Annotated in this window: 13 protein-coding genes and 1 pseudogene; 9 read left to right on the forward strand and 5 right to left on the reverse strand. The window is 73.2% G+C overall.

Translation table 11 applies throughout. The features are described from left to right. Window positions 1-3 precede the first annotated feature (3 nt). Entirely contained in the window at window positions 4-1,341 is a 1,338-nt protein-coding gene (locus AW27_RS04085) for an ABC transporter substrate-binding protein (RefSeq protein WP_052030059.1), read from the reverse strand. A 320-nt stretch (window positions 1,342-1,661) separates the two neighbouring features. Continuing rightward, the gene (locus tag AW27_RS04090) at window positions 1,662-3,050 is read right to left on the reverse strand and encodes a serine hydrolase domain-containing protein (protein WP_037916338.1); all 1,389 of its coding nucleotides are present in this window, start codon (window positions 3,048-3,050) and stop codon (window positions 1,662-1,664) included. A 268-nt stretch (window positions 3,051-3,318) separates the two neighbouring features. On the opposite strand from AW27_RS04090, the gene AW27_RS04095 reads away from it, so the two are divergent. Further along, window positions 3,319-4,377, forward strand: coding sequence for an AraC family transcriptional regulator ligand-binding domain-containing protein (locus AW27_RS04095; protein WP_052030058.1), 1,059 nt, complete (start codon window positions 3,319-3,321; stop codon window positions 4,375-4,377). 4 nt (window positions 4,378-4,381) lie between these two features. Here the strand turns inward: AW27_RS04095 and AW27_RS04100 are convergent, their stop codons facing one another. Then, the gene (locus AW27_RS04100; RefSeq protein WP_037916336.1) at window positions 4,382-4,747 is read right to left on the reverse strand and encodes a hypothetical protein; all 366 of its coding nucleotides are present in this window, start codon (window positions 4,745-4,747) and stop codon (window positions 4,382-4,384) included. Window positions 4,748-4,936: 189 nt separating this feature from the next. Between AW27_RS04100 and AW27_RS04105 the strand changes: the two genes are divergently transcribed. Beyond that, entirely contained in the window at window positions 4,937-5,410 is a 474-nt protein-coding gene (locus AW27_RS04105; RefSeq protein ID WP_037916334.1) for a universal stress protein, read from the forward strand. A 36-nt stretch (window positions 5,411-5,446) separates the two neighbouring features. Here AW27_RS04105 and AW27_RS04110 read toward each other — a convergent pair whose 3' ends face one another. Both AW27_RS04110 and AW27_RS04115 read right to left on the reverse strand, forming a co-directional pair. After that, entirely contained in the window at window positions 5,447-6,388 is a 942-nt protein-coding gene (locus AW27_RS04110; protein WP_037916331.1) for a serine/threonine dehydratase, read from the reverse strand. 14 nt (window positions 6,389-6,402) lie between these two features. Further along, a complete protein-coding gene (locus AW27_RS04115; protein ID WP_037916327.1) occupies window positions 6,403-7,044 on the reverse strand; it encodes a TetR/AcrR family transcriptional regulator in 642 nt (213 codons plus the stop codon). A gap of 155 nt (window positions 7,045-7,199) precedes the next feature. On the opposite strand from AW27_RS04115, the gene AW27_RS04120 reads away from it, so the two are divergent. The 7 genes and pseudogenes from AW27_RS04120 (at window position 7,200) to AW27_RS04145 (ending at window position 15,191) form a co-directional block, all read left to right on the forward strand. Beyond that, a complete protein-coding gene (locus tag AW27_RS04120) occupies window positions 7,200-8,888 on the forward strand; it encodes a ricin-type beta-trefoil lectin domain protein (RefSeq protein WP_052030056.1) in 1,689 nt (562 codons plus the stop codon). 182 nt (window positions 8,889-9,070) lie between these two features. Beyond that, a pseudogene (locus AW27_RS34340) lies at window positions 9,071-9,454 on the forward strand (alpha-N-acetylglucosaminidase C-terminal domain-containing protein); the annotation flags it as partial. A 96-nt stretch (window positions 9,455-9,550) separates the two neighbouring features. After that, window positions 9,551-9,901 carry a hypothetical protein gene (locus tag AW27_RS04125; RefSeq protein WP_052030055.1) on the forward strand — a complete coding sequence of 117 codons (351 nt, stop codon included), beginning with the start codon at window positions 9,551-9,553 and terminating at the stop codon, window positions 9,899-9,901. After that, complete coding sequence (locus AW27_RS04130; protein ID WP_037916322.1) at window positions 9,894-10,928, forward strand: polyprenyl synthetase family protein; 1,035 nt, start codon at window positions 9,894-9,896, stop codon at window positions 10,926-10,928. Before AW27_RS04125 ends, AW27_RS04130 begins: the two co-directional genes overlap by 8 nt. Window positions 10,929-10,985: 57 nt before the next feature. Beyond that, complete coding sequence (locus AW27_RS04135) at window positions 10,986-12,173, forward strand: oxygenase MpaB family protein (RefSeq protein WP_052030054.1); 1,188 nt, start codon at window positions 10,986-10,988, stop codon at window positions 12,171-12,173. Between the two features lie 60 nt (window positions 12,174-12,233). Further along, the gene (locus AW27_RS04140; RefSeq protein ID WP_037916319.1) at window positions 12,234-13,820 is read left to right on the forward strand and encodes a molybdopterin-dependent oxidoreductase; all 1,587 of its coding nucleotides are present in this window, start codon (window positions 12,234-12,236) and stop codon (window positions 13,818-13,820) included. A gap of 192 nt (window positions 13,821-14,012) precedes the next feature. Next, window positions 14,013-15,191, forward strand: a complete 1,179-nt coding sequence (locus AW27_RS04145) for a serine hydrolase domain-containing protein (protein WP_157840157.1) — start codon at window positions 14,013-14,015, stop codon at window positions 15,189-15,191. The last annotated feature ends 14 nt before the right edge of the window (window positions 15,192-15,205 follow it).

The raw sequence follows: 15,205 nt of genomic DNA on the forward strand, positions 1-15,205 counted from the left end.
ACGTCACGTGCGGGCCGCGTCCGCGTCCACGAGGAGCCGATTCGCCGCGTCCTCCGCCTTCTTCACCGCCGTCCGGGCGTCCTGCTCGCCCAGGATCGCCTTCTGCACCTCCCGTACGACGGCGTCCCCGACCTGGTTGGTCCACTGGACCGGGGTGTTGGCGTCGAGGGCGGCGGTCCTCAGCTGCTCGGCTCCGACCGCGCGGGCGACGGTCTCGGCGTCGTCGCCGTCACCCCGGTCGGAGAAGAACGGGTCCGCGAGGCCCTGGGCGTTGGAGGGGTAGATGGTGGCCCTCCTGGAGAACTCCACCTGGTTGGGTCCATTGGTCACCCATTTCGCGAACTCGGCCGCCGCGTCGGGGTGCTCGGTGTCCTTTCTGATGCCGAGCGACTGGGCGTAGATGCCGATGTGGCCGAGCCGACCGGTGATGGCTCCGGCGACGTGCGTCTTGGCGTAGACCTGCGGGGCGTTCTGCTTGATGTCCTTGACGAATCCCGGAGAACCCGGGCCGAAGACGAGTTTGCCGCTGCCGTAGAGCTGGTTGATGTCGTCGGACGTCAGCAGCGACTCCCTGGGCATCGCGCCTTTGGCGTAGAGGTCCTTCATCCGCTCCACCCATTCGACGGCCTTGCCGGTGTCGAAGGTGAACCGGTCCTTCCGGGGGCTGAGCAGAGGGACGCCCATCTTCTGCCAGTCGCCGGGCAGCCGCCCCTTGGGATCGGCCATGAAGGCCGAGTAGCGGCCCGCGGACCGGGCGGCGATCTGTTCGGCGTAGTCGAAGAACTGCTCCACGCTGGTCGGCGGTGCGGCCGGGTCCAGGCCGGAACGCTCGAAGAGCTCCCGGTTGTAGGTGAGGATCTCCGGAGTGACGTACCAGGGGTAGGCGTAGACGCTGTCGCCCTTTCCGGGCAGCTTGAACTGCTCCCAGGCGCCCGGTACGTACTCCCGGGCCGAGTCCCCGTCGAGCTTGGCGACGTCGGCGAGCAGGCCCCGGTCGCCAAGGAGCTGGAAGGAGTCGGTGGACAGGTTGATCACGTCCGGAAGGGCGCCGGCCTGGGCGTCGGCGACGAGCTTCTCGTTGTAGCCGTCGCCCGGCACGTCCTCCCACGTGACCTGGACGCCGGGATGCTCCTTCTCGAAGGCGTCGATAACGGCCTGTACGTAGCCGGTGAAGGCGGGCTTCAGCTGGAGGGTCCGGAAGGTGATCTCACCGGCGACCCGGCCCGTTCTCTGCGCCTCCTTGCCGTTCCCGGCGCCGCCGAGACCGCACGCGCCGGTCGAGAGGAGGGCGCCGGCCACCAGTGCGGCCACAGCCGCACGGGTCGGATTCGAACGGGTCATCGTCGCCGCCTTCGCAGAAGTCCGGCCGCGTCGCCGGAGGCGGTGCCCACCGTCGCGGGAAAGGAAGTCCTCGTCAACGAGGCCCGGTCGGCGCTGGCCGAGGACGACGGGTACCGTATCCCGCTGCGTGGCGGAGGGAGCGCGGGCCTACCGCATTTCCATACCCCCGAACTGCACTGATGCGCTTCAGCGCACGGCCCGCCGATGCCGGTGCCGGTTCGAGCTGGGGGCACCGCGGACGCCCGTGTTGACTCTATGTCGCCCCTCTCCTCCCGGCGCGCACTCACCCGCCTCGCCCCGCACCCCCGGTCCGCACGGCGTTAGCCGAAGGCCGTCCTGGGGGCGCAGCGCATGCCGATGTAGCAGCAGGGGGTGCCGTCGACGAGGGCGGCGAAGACGACGGGCACCCAGCCCTCGCCGAAGGAGGGATCGGTGCCGGGTGCGGCGAAGACGGTCGCGCTGAGCGGGAAGAGGTCCATCTCCAGGGCCGGCGAGAAGTCCCGCATGCCGTCGGCGAACTCGTAGCGCAGGTGCGGGGTGCCGCCGGGGGCGAGGCCGACCGTGATGACGACGCCCTCGCGCCGGTAGGTGCCGAGCAGCGGGGTCATGTCGACGGCAGGCGGGTGCGCGGGCGGCATGAAGGGGGGCGGCATGCGGACCTCGGCGACGTCCGCGAGGAGTTCGCGCAGGAGGTCGGCGCACAGGCGGCGGCCCGCGGAGCCGTTGGTGAGCAGGACGACGACGACGTCGGCGCCGGGCACGACGCGCAGACAGGCGTACTGCCCGAGGGCGGCGCCGTCGTGACCGTACCCGGGGACTCCGTTCCAGTCGTAGAGCGACCAGCCCAGCCCCCAGCCGTCCGCGCCGACCGTCCACCGGTCGGGGACGTCGACCTCCCACCGCTGCATCGCCGCGACGGCGCGGGCGCCCAGGACCTGGGTGCCGTCCGCGGTGGCGCCGCCGTCGAGGTGCATCTTGGCCAGGCGCAGCACGTCGGCGGCGCTCGCCAGGACACGCCCGTGCGGTCCGGCCGAGCGGGGCATCATGTCCCAGGCCGGCGCCGGTTCGGGCTCCGGCCCGTCGCCGGGAAGGTGACCCATCGCCGTGCGGAAGGCCAGGGCCTCCTCGGGCAGGGTCATGGTGTGGGTCAGGCCCAGGGGGGCGACGATCCGTTCCTTCAGGGCCTGGTCCCAGGTGCGTCCGGTGACCACCTCGACGATGCGGCCGAGGATGCCGTAGCCGACGCTGCTGTAGGAGACGGCGCTGCCGGGCGGGCAGTCGAGTGCCACGTTCCGGGCGGCCCGCACGTACAAGGCCAGGCAGTCGTCGCCGCGCCCGCTGTCGTAGGTGAAATCGCGGGTGAGGCCGGCGGTGTGGCTGAGGAGCCGGCGTACGGTGATCTCCTTGCCCGCCCCGGGGGCGGCGGCCGGGCTGAACTCCGGGAGGATGTCCGCGACGGGCGTGTCCAGGTCCAGCCGGCCGGCGTCGACGAGCTGCATGACCAGCGTCGCGGTGTAGATCTTGGCGATCGAGCCGAGCTGGAACACCGAGTCGGTGGTGGCCTCCACCCCTGTCCCGCGGTGCAGCAGGCCGCTCGCCAGCTCGTGGATGCGGCCGTCGGCGAACACGGCCAGGGTGGCGCCGGGAACACGGTGGGCGGTGCGCAACGCGTCGAGGCGGCTCTGCCAGTGGGCAGGTGAGAACGTCACGTCGGACCCTTCGACTCGGAGTCTGGTGGGGATCACGGCACGTGCGGGGCCGGGCGTCGATCCGCGTCCCCGTGATCGCCGCCACCGTAGGCAGGTCCCCCCGGCGCCCGTAAGGACCCGCGCGCGTCAGTGAGGGGACCCACGGCGCCACCTGGAAGCCGCGGTGGGGCGCCGGGGGCGCGTTTCAGGCCGGGCGGGGAGGCCGGAGCGCCGGGCTGCTGGTTCTGCACGGAGTTGCGCGGGCCCGACTGGTAGTGTCACCCGCCCTATGCAGCCCACTCCCGCCCACGGCACCGTATCCGTACATCTCGCGAGGTTCATCGTCGACGCCCTGCGCCGGTCGGGCGGGGACATGGGCAGGTTCGCCCGGTTCCACGACCTCGGCCCCGAGGTGCTGGGCAACGACCTGGCCCGGGTCTCGACCCCGTCGGCGCTGGCCGTGTGGGAGGAGCTGACGCTCACCGAGCCGGGGATCGCGGTCGGCGCGCTGCTCACCGAAGAGGCACCGATCGGCACGTTCGGCCTGTGGGACTATCTGGTCACCAGCGGGCCCAGCCTGCGGGAGTCCCTGAAGCAGGTGGTGGAGTACAGCGCCGTCATCGGCGACCCGGCCCACGAGAGGCTCCTCATCGAAGAGGACGGGTGCCGCTTCACCATCCGTCACGCGACGGGAAGCTGGGGGCCGGACGTGGTGGAGGCGATCGACTGGTTCGCCCTGGCCATGTTCCTGACCCGGGCGCGGGCCGCCACCGGGCGGCCCCTCGTCCCGCTGCGCGTGTCCGTGTCGCACGGCGCGCCCGCCGGCCACCGCCGCCTGGCGGAGCTCTTCGGCACCGCCCGCATCGACTTCGGGGCGCCGTACAACTCCATCACCTTCCACGACGACGACGTGCGGGCGCCGTTGCCCAAGGCGCAACCGGGTCTGGACCGCCTCCTGGTGCAGCAGGCCCGGCTGACCCTGGCGGCCGCCCAGCCGGTCGTGCTCTGGCAGGACAGCTTCAGGATGGTTCTCGCCGGGGCCTTCCGGGAGGACACCGTGAGCCTTGAGCACGTGGCGGGCCGGCTGGCGATGAGCCCACGCACGCTGCAACGGCGTCTGCGGGAGCTCGGCACGACCTGGCGCGAGGAGGTCGAATCCGTGCGCGAGGAGCGGACCATGGAGCTGCTGCGGACCACCGATCTACCGCTTCAGGTGATCGCGGCCCGGGTCGGGTACAGCGACATGCGGGCGCTGCGCCGGGCGGTGCGGCGCTGGGACGGTCGGGCACCCCGTGACATCCGCAACGCGGCCCCCCTCACCGCGCCCGCCGCCCCGGGCGGCGCCTGACCCGCTACTTCAGCGGGTACTTGGTCTTCTCCGCGAGCTTCCCGTCCTTGAAGCAGAAGCGGAGCACCGTCTCCTGGCCCGCCTCGGCGTCAGCGGTGGAGAGGTACCAGGCGCAGGTGCTGCCTTCGGGCTCGACCGGTCCGCCGTCCTTGAGGGCGCTCTTGACGAAGCTCTCGCCCGACGGGAGCTTCGCACGGACGTCGCCCTCCGCGTCACCGGTCTTCACACCCTCGTAGACCACGGGGTCGACCAGGCTCTTGTCGGCCACGTCGGCGATCTTCGCCACGCCGAAGACCACCGCGACGACGGCGCCGATACCCAGCACCAGCGCCACGCCGCAGCCGATCAGACAACCCTTGCGCTGAGCCACGCCCGTTCCTCCAAGTCGCTTCGCGTCCGGCGGTGATCGCCTGGACGCTCACACCCTCGCAAGGGCGGGGGCCGCGCGCTGTCCTCGAAAGTCGCCGTCCGCCGCGACGATCGTCGTTTCGAGGTCGGCCGACCGCTCCGTGTATACAGGGAGAAGATCGACCTTCCGGGCGGAACGAGAGGAACCATCGTGAGTGAGCACACCACCGAGACTCTGATCGTCGTCGGCGTGGACGGTTCCTCCCACTCCGGGGAGGCCGTGCGCTGGGCCGTGGAGCAGGCCCGGCTCACCGGCGGCCGGGTGCACGCCGTCATGGCCTGGGAGTGGAACCGCAATCCCTTCGCCGTCGGCATGGCACAGGCCCAGTTCGCGGAGCAGGAGGCGGTGACGGCCGAGGAGGCGGCCCGCCGGAAGCTGGCGGACACCGTCACCGCGGCCGTGGGTGCCTCTCCCGGGGTGCCGGTCTTCCGCCGCGTCGAGCAGGGCCCGCCGGCACAGGTCCTGGTGGACGCGTCGAAGGAGGCGGACCTGACGGTGGTCGGGACTCGCGGTTACGGGGGCTTCAAGGGCGCGCTGCTGGGATCGGTGAGCCAGCAGGTCGTACAGCACTCCGCAAGCACCGTGGTGGTCGTCCGCGCGAGCGGGGACGGGGGCGACGCCTGACCGTCCCGCGCCGCCCCGGCTCCCGAGCCCGGCGTGTCAGGCCGCCGGGTCCGTCAGGTCCCGCGGGTCGGTGTTGGCCCCGCACAGGACGACGGCCACCGTCTTGCCCAGCGGCTGCGGTGCTTCGCGCACCGCTGCCAGGGCGGTGGCCGCGCCCGCCTCGACGACGATCCGGTAGTCCTCCCATACGGCGCGCCGGGCCGCCGTGATCGCCTCGTCGGACACCAGGACCGACGTCACGTTCTCCTCCTGCGCGGCCGCCATCGCGTCGGCCGAGACCCGGGTGGCTCCCAGGGAGTCGGCCGCCACGGAGTCCACGGCCACGTCGACGGGCCGGCCCGCCTGCAGGGCCGCGTTCAGCGCACGGCAGTTCTCCGGTTCGGCCGCGACGACCCGTACACCGTGTTCGCGCGCGGCGGTGGCCACGCCGGCGAACAGTCCGCCGCCACCCACCGCGACGACCACGGTGTCCAGCCCGGGCAGGGCGTCGCGGATCTCCTCCAAGAGCGTCCCGGCCCCGGCGGCGATGAGCGGGTGGTCGTACGCGTGGCTGCTCAGCGCCCCGCTGGCGGCGGCGAACTCCTGGCAGGCGGCGAGTGCCTCGGCGTACCGGTCACCGACGAGCCGGACGTCGGCCCCGTAGCCCCGAAGCCGTTCCACCTTCACGCGCGGGGCGTTGGCGGGCAGGAAGACCGTCGCGGGCACGGACAGCGCACGGGCCGCCCAGGCGCAGGCCAGTCCGGCGTTGCCGCCGGAGGCGATGGTGACGCCGGCGGCCGGGAGAGTGCCGGCGTCGTGGTGGGCGGCGAGGAAGTTGCGGGCGCCGCGCGCCTTGAAGCTGCCGGTGTGCTGGAGGTACTCCAGCGCGTACCAGAGGCCGTCGGCCGCGGGCGCCACGGTGACGGGCCGTACCTCGCCCTCGATCCGCGCGGCGGCGGCGCGCACGGCGGCGTGGTCGAGGTGCTGCGAACGTTCCATGGTCGGTCTCCCCATCAGGTGGTGGGCCGGGCGGCCTCGATCAGCTGGCGCAGGGCGCCGTAGTACACCTCGTGGTCCGTCAGGGCCGGCAGCACGTCGGACAGTCCGCCGCTGAGCACGGGGAAGTCCTCGGGATCGAGCGCGGCCAGGGCGGCGCGCGAGGCGGAGGTGGCCGTGGCCGGATCGCGGTGGTCCACGAAGGCCGCACTGCCCAGCGTGAGCAGGTACATGCGGCGGTATGCGGTGATCGCCTCGGTGACGGTCATCCCCGCGGCGATGCTGTCGGCGAGGGCCGGCTCGACCAGCCGGGCCAGCAGCTGCCGACCGAGCCAGGGCCGGCCGCCGCGCAGCACGAGGAGCCCGGGGTGCGCGGTGAGCAGCAGGTACAGCGCGCGGAACCGCTGCTCGGCGGCCTGCGCCCAGTCGGTGCCGGCGGGGATCTCGGGGAGCTGCGCGGCCAGGTGTTCGGTGCACAGGTCGAGCAGTCCGGCCAGGTCCGCGCAGCGGCGCTGCACGGTGGCGTGGGAGACGTCGAGGCGGTCGGCGAGGGTGCGGAAGCTGAGCCGCTGCGGCCCCTCTTCGTCGAGGATCCTCAGGGCGGCCACGGCAATGGCCTCGGGGGTCGCGCGGTCCAGGGCGTCGGATCTCCTCGGCATTGATACAATGTATCATACGATGTATCGCCTCTTTCGTGTGACATCAATCGCAGCCATATTGCTGGTCATCGGCCGACAAGCACCGACATGCGTTGACACCGGGTGGCCTGCTCGCTGCACTGGGCCCACGACTGCCCCCACGTCAAGGAGACCCCGTGCCGCCTCGCCTGCGCGCAACGCTCCCCTGTCTGACCGCGGCCGCTCTCCTCGCCCTCGCGCTCTCCCCCGCCCCGGCGGCGGCCGAGCCGCGGGCGACCTCGGACACCCCGCTCGCGCTCACGCCTCCCATGGGCTGGAACAACTGGGCGCACTACATGTGCGACATCGACGAGGCCACGGTGGTCGCCAACGCCGACGCGCTCGTGTCCACGGGGCTGGCCGCCAAGGGCTACGACACGGTGACCGTCGACGACTGCTGGATGACGAAGAGCCGCGACGCCCGGGGGAACCTGGTCGTCGACACCGCCAAGTTCCCGCACGGCATGGCCTGGCTCGGAGAGTACCTGCACGCCAGGGGACTGAAGTTCGGCATCTACCAGGACGCCGGCTCCCTCACCTGCGAGAAGTACCCGGGCAGCGGCGCCCCTCAGGGCGGCGGCCCCGACCACTACGCCCGGGACGCACGGCAGTTCGCCTCCTGGAAGGTGGACTACGTCAAGATGGACGGCTGCAACCTGTGGGTGCCTCCGGGGCGCACCAAGGAACAGGCCTACCGGGACGCCTACAACGGCGTCGCGAAGGCCCTGCGCGAGAGCGGCCGGGACATGGTCCTGTCCGCCTCCGCACCCGCCTACTTCCAGCAGGGCGAGTGGGGCGGCTCCGACTGGCACAAGGTGCTCGGCTGGGTCGGCGAGACCGGCCAGCTGTGGCGCGAGGGCAAGGACATCAAGGTCTACAACCCGGCCGCGCCCACCACGTCCCGGTGGAACTCGGTGCTGGGCAACTACGGCTACAACCGCTGGCTCGGCCGGTACGCGGGCCCGGGCAACTGGAACGACCCCGACTTCCTGCTCGCCGGCGCCCCCGGCCTCACGGCCGCCGAGGGCCGCAGCCAGGTCGCCCTCTGGGCCATGATGGCCGCCCCGTTCATCCTGTCCTCCGACGTCTCCGGGCTGACCCCGGAAGGGCTCGCCGCCCTCGGCAACACCCGGATGATCGCACTGGACCAGGACCCGATGGGCCTTCAGGGCGCCGTGGTCTCCTCCAACGCCACCTTCGAGATCCTGGTCCGCCCGCTCGCGAACGGCGACCGTGCGGTGGCCGTCCTCAACCGCTCCGCCAACACCCGCGACATCCGCGTCCCGCTCGACGAGATCGGCCTGCCCTCCTGCACGGCTGACGCCCAGGACCTGTGGAGCGGTGCGCGCAGCGAGGTGTCCGACGCGCTGACCGGGAAGCTGGCCGGTCATGACACCGCCGTGTGGCGGCTCACCCCGCGCGGCTGCGCCGAGGCCGTGCCGACCGGGCAGATCGTCGGTGACGGCGCCCGCTGCGCCGACGGAGCGAACACCACCGGGGTCGGCGCGGTCGTGATGGGGGCCTGCACCGGAGCCCCCGACCAGCGGTGGTTCCTGGGCGACGACGCCCGCCTGCGGCTCGCCGGCGAATGCCTCTCGGCGGGCGAGAACGGCTCGGTGGAACTGGCCGACTGCGCGCCCCGGCAGCACGCCCAACCCGGCCAGAGCTGGTTCCACCGCCGGGACGGAGCCCTGGTGGAGGAGGTCAGCGGCCTGTGCCTGACCGCGCCGCAAGCCGCCACCACTCCCGACGCACCCGCGGAGCGGCTGCGGCTGGCGCCCTGCGGCGACCACCGGGTCGACCAGGCCTGGTCCCTGCCGGTCTGAGGCCCGGACCCCCGCATGAGCCACACGAAACCACGGCCTCGCCCCGAACCGGGGCCCCAGCCGGAACCGCAGCCGCTGCTCCCACGGCACGCACGGCCGTTCAGCCTGGTGCCCGGGCCCGCGGCCGGGCCTGACACCTTCACGGTGTCCGGCACCACCGGCGCGATCACCACGACTACGCCAACCGCGAATGCAACGGCCTGATCTCGGAGCTGTACGCGCGGCGGTGGACGGCCTACTTCGCGACGCCGGACGAGGCGCTGGTGCACGGGGCGGCGCCACGGGAGATCGACTGGCACGCCTTCGAGGAGGAGTGGGCCCGGCGGACCACCCGGCATCCGGACCGGCCGAGCGGGGACCCGTACCGGCTGGCGGCCGCGGTCGCGGCGGCCCTCCCGCCGGCGGCCGCCGGCCTAGCGGGGCGCGGCCTACCCCAGCGGCCTACCCCATCTGCCGCGGCGACGACGGCCCGATGCGAGGACGATCACCCGCCAGGAGGAAAGTCGGCGCTCGTGCGAGGGAGATCGTCGGCAGCGGTAGGCCGCGCCGGCACGGCACTCGGTTGACTGGCCCGGAGAAGAGCAGGGGCGGCCGCCGGAGCGATCCGGTGGCCGCCCCTTCCGATGCCACGCGGCGCGACGCGACCAGGAGGGCACCCGAGCATGTCCCAGACCGAACACGACCCAAGCGCCTACCAGCGGGAACAGGACCGCCGGCAGCAGGAGCGGCCCACGGGCACCGGCTCCGCCGCCTCGTCCCTGGAACTGCTCACGCTGCTCGCCGCAGGGGTGGCCGACCTGGCCCTCGACCAGTTGCGGCAGACAGCCGACCGCGCACAGGGCGCGCTGCGCCGGGCCGACCTGCGCGAACTGCTCACCGACGGTGTGGTGGAACTACGCAAGCGCGGTGAACTGGCCACCCGTCGGGCGGGCATGGGCAGCGAGAACTACCTGGAGACCATGGCCCGGCGGGTCGCGCAGCAGGGCACTTCCGAGGGTCGCCCCTGTGCATGACCACACCGGATTCAAGGAGCGCATCGACGGGGTGCTCGGGCGGCTGGCCGACGAGGAGGAGCGGGCCCTGCTCGGACTGCACGCCGAACTCACGCCGCTCTCCGAGCAGTTACGCCGCTCACTGGCACAGGGCAAGCGCATCCGGGCCGCCTTCCTGTACTGGGGGTGGCGGGCGGCGGGCCAGCCCGACTGCGAAGGGGTGATCCGGGCCGCGGCCGCCATGGAGCTCGTCCACGCGGCGGCCTGCACCCACGACGACATCATCGACGACAGCCGCATACGGCACGGCCAGCCCACCGCGCACGCCGCCTTCGCCGCGAACGGGCAGCGCTCCACCGCCCTCGCGATGATCCTCGGCGACCTGCTGATGGGGTACGCCGGACACGTCTTCACCTCCTGCGGGCTGCCCGGCGCGTACCTGGCCCGGACCGTCCCCCTCTGGTCCGCCCTGCTCCGCGAGACGATGGCGGGCGAGTTCCTGGAGGTGCTGCGCACCGCGGCGCGAGACGGCCGGGAACCGCGGGTGGCGGAGTCCTTGGAGGTGGCCCGCTTCAAGACGGCCAAGTACACGGTGGAGCGGCCGCTGCACCTCGGTGCCACCCTCGGCGGCGGCTCCGGCGCCCTGCTGGACGCCTTCTCCGGCTACGGCCTGCCGCTCGGCGAGGCCTTCCAGCTGCGCGACGACCTGCTGGGGACGTTCGGCGACCCCGCCCGGACGGGCAAGTCCAACCTGGACGACCTGCGGGACGCCAAACCCACGGCGCTGCTCGCGCTGACCGTGGCGGCCGTCGGGCCCGACGACCGCCGCATGCTCGCGAAGCTGGTCGGCCATCCGGAACTGGGCGAGGAAGAGGCCTCCTCGGTGCGCGAGCTGATGGAGCGGTGCGGGGCCAAGCAGCAGGTGGAGGACATGATCCGCGAGCGCATCGGCCGGGCCGGGGCCGCGCTGGACCTCGCCCCGATGCCCGCGGAGGCCCGGTCCGCTCTGGGCGGGCTGGCCGCGACCGCCGCCGACCGCGCCCTGTAGGGCGTGTCGCCCCGCCTCCCGCCCGCCGCGCCCGATGACACGACAAGGACGACCGACGTGAACGCCAACGCATCCAAGACCGCGCCGACGCGGGCCCGTTACGACCACGCCGCCCTCGACGCCCTGAGCACGCAGGGTGATCCGCTCGCCGACGAGACCGTCGCCGAGATGTTCCGCCGCAAGGAGGTCGGCGACCTCAACACCCTCATGCGGTTCTTCACCACCGCCGGCGACAAGCTTCCCGAGCAACTCCCGGCATCCGCACGCGCTTACTTCGAGGCGACCGCCATGCCCCCGTCCTGGGTGGACTGGGACGTGATGGAGCAGGCCAGGCTGTTCTTCATGGACAACGCGGCCCACATCAACACCGGCCTGTCCTTCGCGGCCATGCCCGCGACCTACGCCGTCCCGCGGCTCTCCCGGCTGCTGGCCTCGACGCACTCCATGGCGTACCCCTCGCGCCGGATGGCCAACACCGGGCAGTTCGTCACCTACCTGATGCAGACCAACTCCTTCGCGGAGGGCAGCAGGTTCATCCCCGCCGCGCAGAAGGTACGGCTGCTGCACGCGGCGGTCCGCCACCACCTGCGCCACGGTGGCCACTGGGACGTCGAGAAGGACGGCGTGCCCATCTGCCAAGAGGACATGATCGGCGGGCAGATCTGCTTCTCGCTGCTGGTCCTCGACGCCATGCACCGGCTCGGCATCCACATGAGCGAGGACGGCGCCGAGGCCTACTTCTACGCCTGGCGGGTCGTCGGCGCCATGCTCGGCTGCGACATGTCGGCGGTGCCGGAGACCCTCGCCGAGGCCCGCGACTACTGCGACCTCTACCTCCTGCGCAACCTCGGCCCCTCGCCCGAGGGGGTCCGCCTCAACGCCCAGCTGATGCGCATGTACGAGGACGTGGTCCCGGGGACCTTCTTCGACCCGATGGTCCCCGCCACCGTACGGTTCCTCGTCGGTGACACCATCGGCGACTGGCTGGAGATCCCGCGCACCGCCTGGGACACGGCGGCGAAGGCGGTTCCGGTGTTCCTCGGGCTGCTGGAGACCATCGAGGACAGCAGCCCGTACGCGGAATGGGCGCTCGACAGGGCCGGCTCGCTGCTCTCCGGCTTCGAGCTGGCCTCCCTGACCCGGGGCAGGGTGATGCACCACGCCATTCCCGCGGAGCTGAAGGACGACTACGGGGTGAAGGCGCCGCGCACCGGGCGCTGGGTGCCGCCGGCGCCCGTGCACTGACGCGCGCCGCTCCCCCGCGGATGCGACGCGCCGCGCCGGGCCCCGGGGCAGACTGGCGGTGTGAGGGCACGACGGAGCGGTTCCGGGAGGCGGTGGGCGGCGGGCGCCGTCTGCGGCGTCGTCGCCGCGTTCGCGGGCCTCGCGGTGGCGGAGCCGGTCGCGGCGGTGGTCCGGCCGGAGGCCTTCCCGGTGACCGCGGTGGGCTCCGCGGTCGTCGATCTGACGCCCACCGCCGTCAGGGAGTGGGCCATCGCCGCGTTCGGCACCGCCGACAAGACGGTCCTGACGGCGGGTGTCGTCGCCGCGCTCACCGCGATCGCGGCCGGGGCCGGGCTGCTCGCCCTGCGCAGCCTGCCCGCCGGGATCGCGGTCGCCGGCGGTTTCGGGCTGCTGGGGGCGGCGGCCGCGCTCAGCCGGCCGGCGGCCTCCTGGAAGGACGCCCTGCCCTCTCTCGTCGGCGGACTGGCCGCGGCCGGTGTGCTGTGGGTGCTGATCACCGCGGCCACTCGGCCCCGGCCGCGCGGGGCGCCGCCCGGCGGTGCCTGGGCGATGGACCGGCGCGGCTTCGGGCGACTGGTCGTCGGCGTCCTGGCCGCGGCGGGCGCGGCCGGCCTCGCCGGACGGCGGCTTGGCGCCCACGGCTCGGCGGGGGCGACCGCCTCCAGGGCCGATCTGGTCCTTCCCCCGCCTGCCGTGCCCGCGCCGCCGGTGCCGGCCGGTGCGGACCTGCGGGTACCCGGCGTCGGCCCCTTCCTCACCCCCGCCCGGGACTTCTACCGGGTGGACACGGCTCTGGTCGTGCCCCGCGTGGACGCCGACACCTGGCGGCTGAGCATCCTCGGCGAGGGGGTCCCGCGTCCCCTCACCCTCGGCCTGCGGGAGTTGCTCGCCCGACCCCTGGTCGAGCACGACATCACCCTCACCTGCGTGTCGAACGAGGTCGGCGGACCCTACGCGGGCAACGCGCGCTGGCTGGGCGTACGGCTCGCGGACCTGCTCCGCGAGGCCGGGGTGCGGCCCCCCTCCCGGGGCGGCCCCGCCGACCAGCTCGTGGCCCGTTCCGTCGACGGCATGACGCTGGGCACGCCCGTCGAGACGGTGATGGACGGCCGGGAGGCACTGCTGGCCGTGGGGATGAACGGCGAGCCGCTGCCCTTCGCGCACGGCTTCCCCGTCCGGATGGTCGTACCGGGCCTGTACGGGTACGTCTCCGCCTGCAAGTGGCTGACCGAGCTGCGGCTGACCACCTTCGCGGCGTACGACGCGTACTGGGTCCGCAGGTCCTGGGCACAGCGGGCCCCGGTGAAGACCCAGTCGAGGATCGACACCCCGCGCTCCTACGCGGCCGTGCGGCCGGGCCGGGTGGCGGTGGCGGGGGTGGCGTGGGCGCAGCACCGCGGGATCCGCCGGGTCGAGGTACGGGTGGACGGCGGCCCCTGGCAGGAGGCGCGGCTCGGCGCGGCGGACGGCGTGGACACCTGGCGGCAGTTCGTGTGGCCGTGGGAGGCGACGGCCGGACCGCACACCCTGGAGGTCCGGGCGACGGACGGTACGGGCGCCGTCCAGACCGGGGTGCGCGGCGGGACCGTGCCGGACGGGGCAACGGGCTGGCACGCGGTGCAGGTCCGCGTCACGGACCCCGGCTGACCGCCTCGCGCCCGGGCCCGGCCGGCGCCCCGGAGGACCGCCGTCCGCGTCACCGGCGGACGTCACCGGCGGACGTCACTCGCGGAACGCCTCCCGCGTGCGGCGGGTGGGGCCGCCGGTTAGCCTGCCGGGACGAGGCCTGCAATCGCGAGGCGGGGGACCTTCGTCTTCGACCCGCAAGGGGGGCACGCCGTGCGACATTCCAGGACCTTCACCCTCGCCTGTGTGGGAGCTCTCATGCTCGGCGCGGCCCTGGCGGGCGGCTACCCGGCCGGTCGCGCCGAGAGCGCCGCCCGGCAGTGCCCGGCGGGCCAGGTCTCGCGGGGCGGCACGTGCCTGCCGGCCGACACGGAGGCGTTCGTCGAGCGGCAGGTCGCGGACGCGCTGAAGACCTACCGGCTCACCGCCGCGATGGCCGGGGTGTGGGTCGACGGCGAGCGGGTGTCGGCCGCCGCGGCCGGGGAGACGATGACGGGCTTCCCCGCGACGACGGACATGCGGTTCCGCATCGGGTCGGTCGCGATCCCCCTGATGACGACCGAGCTGCTCAGGCTGGTCGACGAGGGCAGGGTGACGCTCGACGACAAGCTCTCCCGCTGGCGCCCCGACCTGCCGCACGCGGACGAGGTCACGCTGAGGATGCTGGCGTCCGCCTCCGCCGGATACGCGGACTACGTCACGGACGACGCCTTCATCGACGCCCTCTACGAGAACCCCTTCCGGCACTGGACCGGAGAGGAGCTGGTCCGGATCGCGATGTCCAGGCCCATGGCCCGGCCGCCCGGTTCGGGCTTCGCCTACTCGCACGCCGACTGGGTGCTCCTGGGAGACATCATCGCCCGGGTGGAGCAGAGGCCTCTGGGGGAGGTGATGCGCGAGAAGGTCCTTGAGCCGATGGGCCTGACCCAGACCGACATCTCGTCCAGGGCCGAGATCCCCCCGCCGGTGCTGCACGGCTTCGACAACGAGCGGGGGGTGTTCGAGGACTCCACCTACTGGGACCCGTCGTGGACCGTGGCGGAGGGGGCGGTGATGACCTCGACGCTGGAGGACATGGCGAAGTCCTTCACGGCGATCGGCGAGGGGAAGCTGCTCACCCCCCAGTCGCACAAGGCCCAGCTGACTCCGGTCGTCAAGATCAAGGGGAACGCCTGGTTCGCCCTGGGGCTGCCCGTGGAGAACACCTGGATCCTGCAGAACCCGTCCTTCGCGGGCTACGCGGGTACGGTCGCCTACCTGCCGTCCCGGAAGCTCGCCATCGCCACGGTGGCGACCCAGGGTCTCGGCAGCACCGTCCGGAACGCCAGCTCGAACGTGCTCCAGGCGATCGCCGCCCATCTGGCCCCGGAGCGCCCCCTGTCCCTGGGCTGACCCGCCGACCCGCT

Origin of the sequence: Streptomyces sp. PCS3-D2 (assembly GCF_000612545.2) — a bacterium.
Lineage (GTDB): Bacteria > Actinomycetota > Actinomycetes > Streptomycetales > Streptomycetaceae > Streptomyces.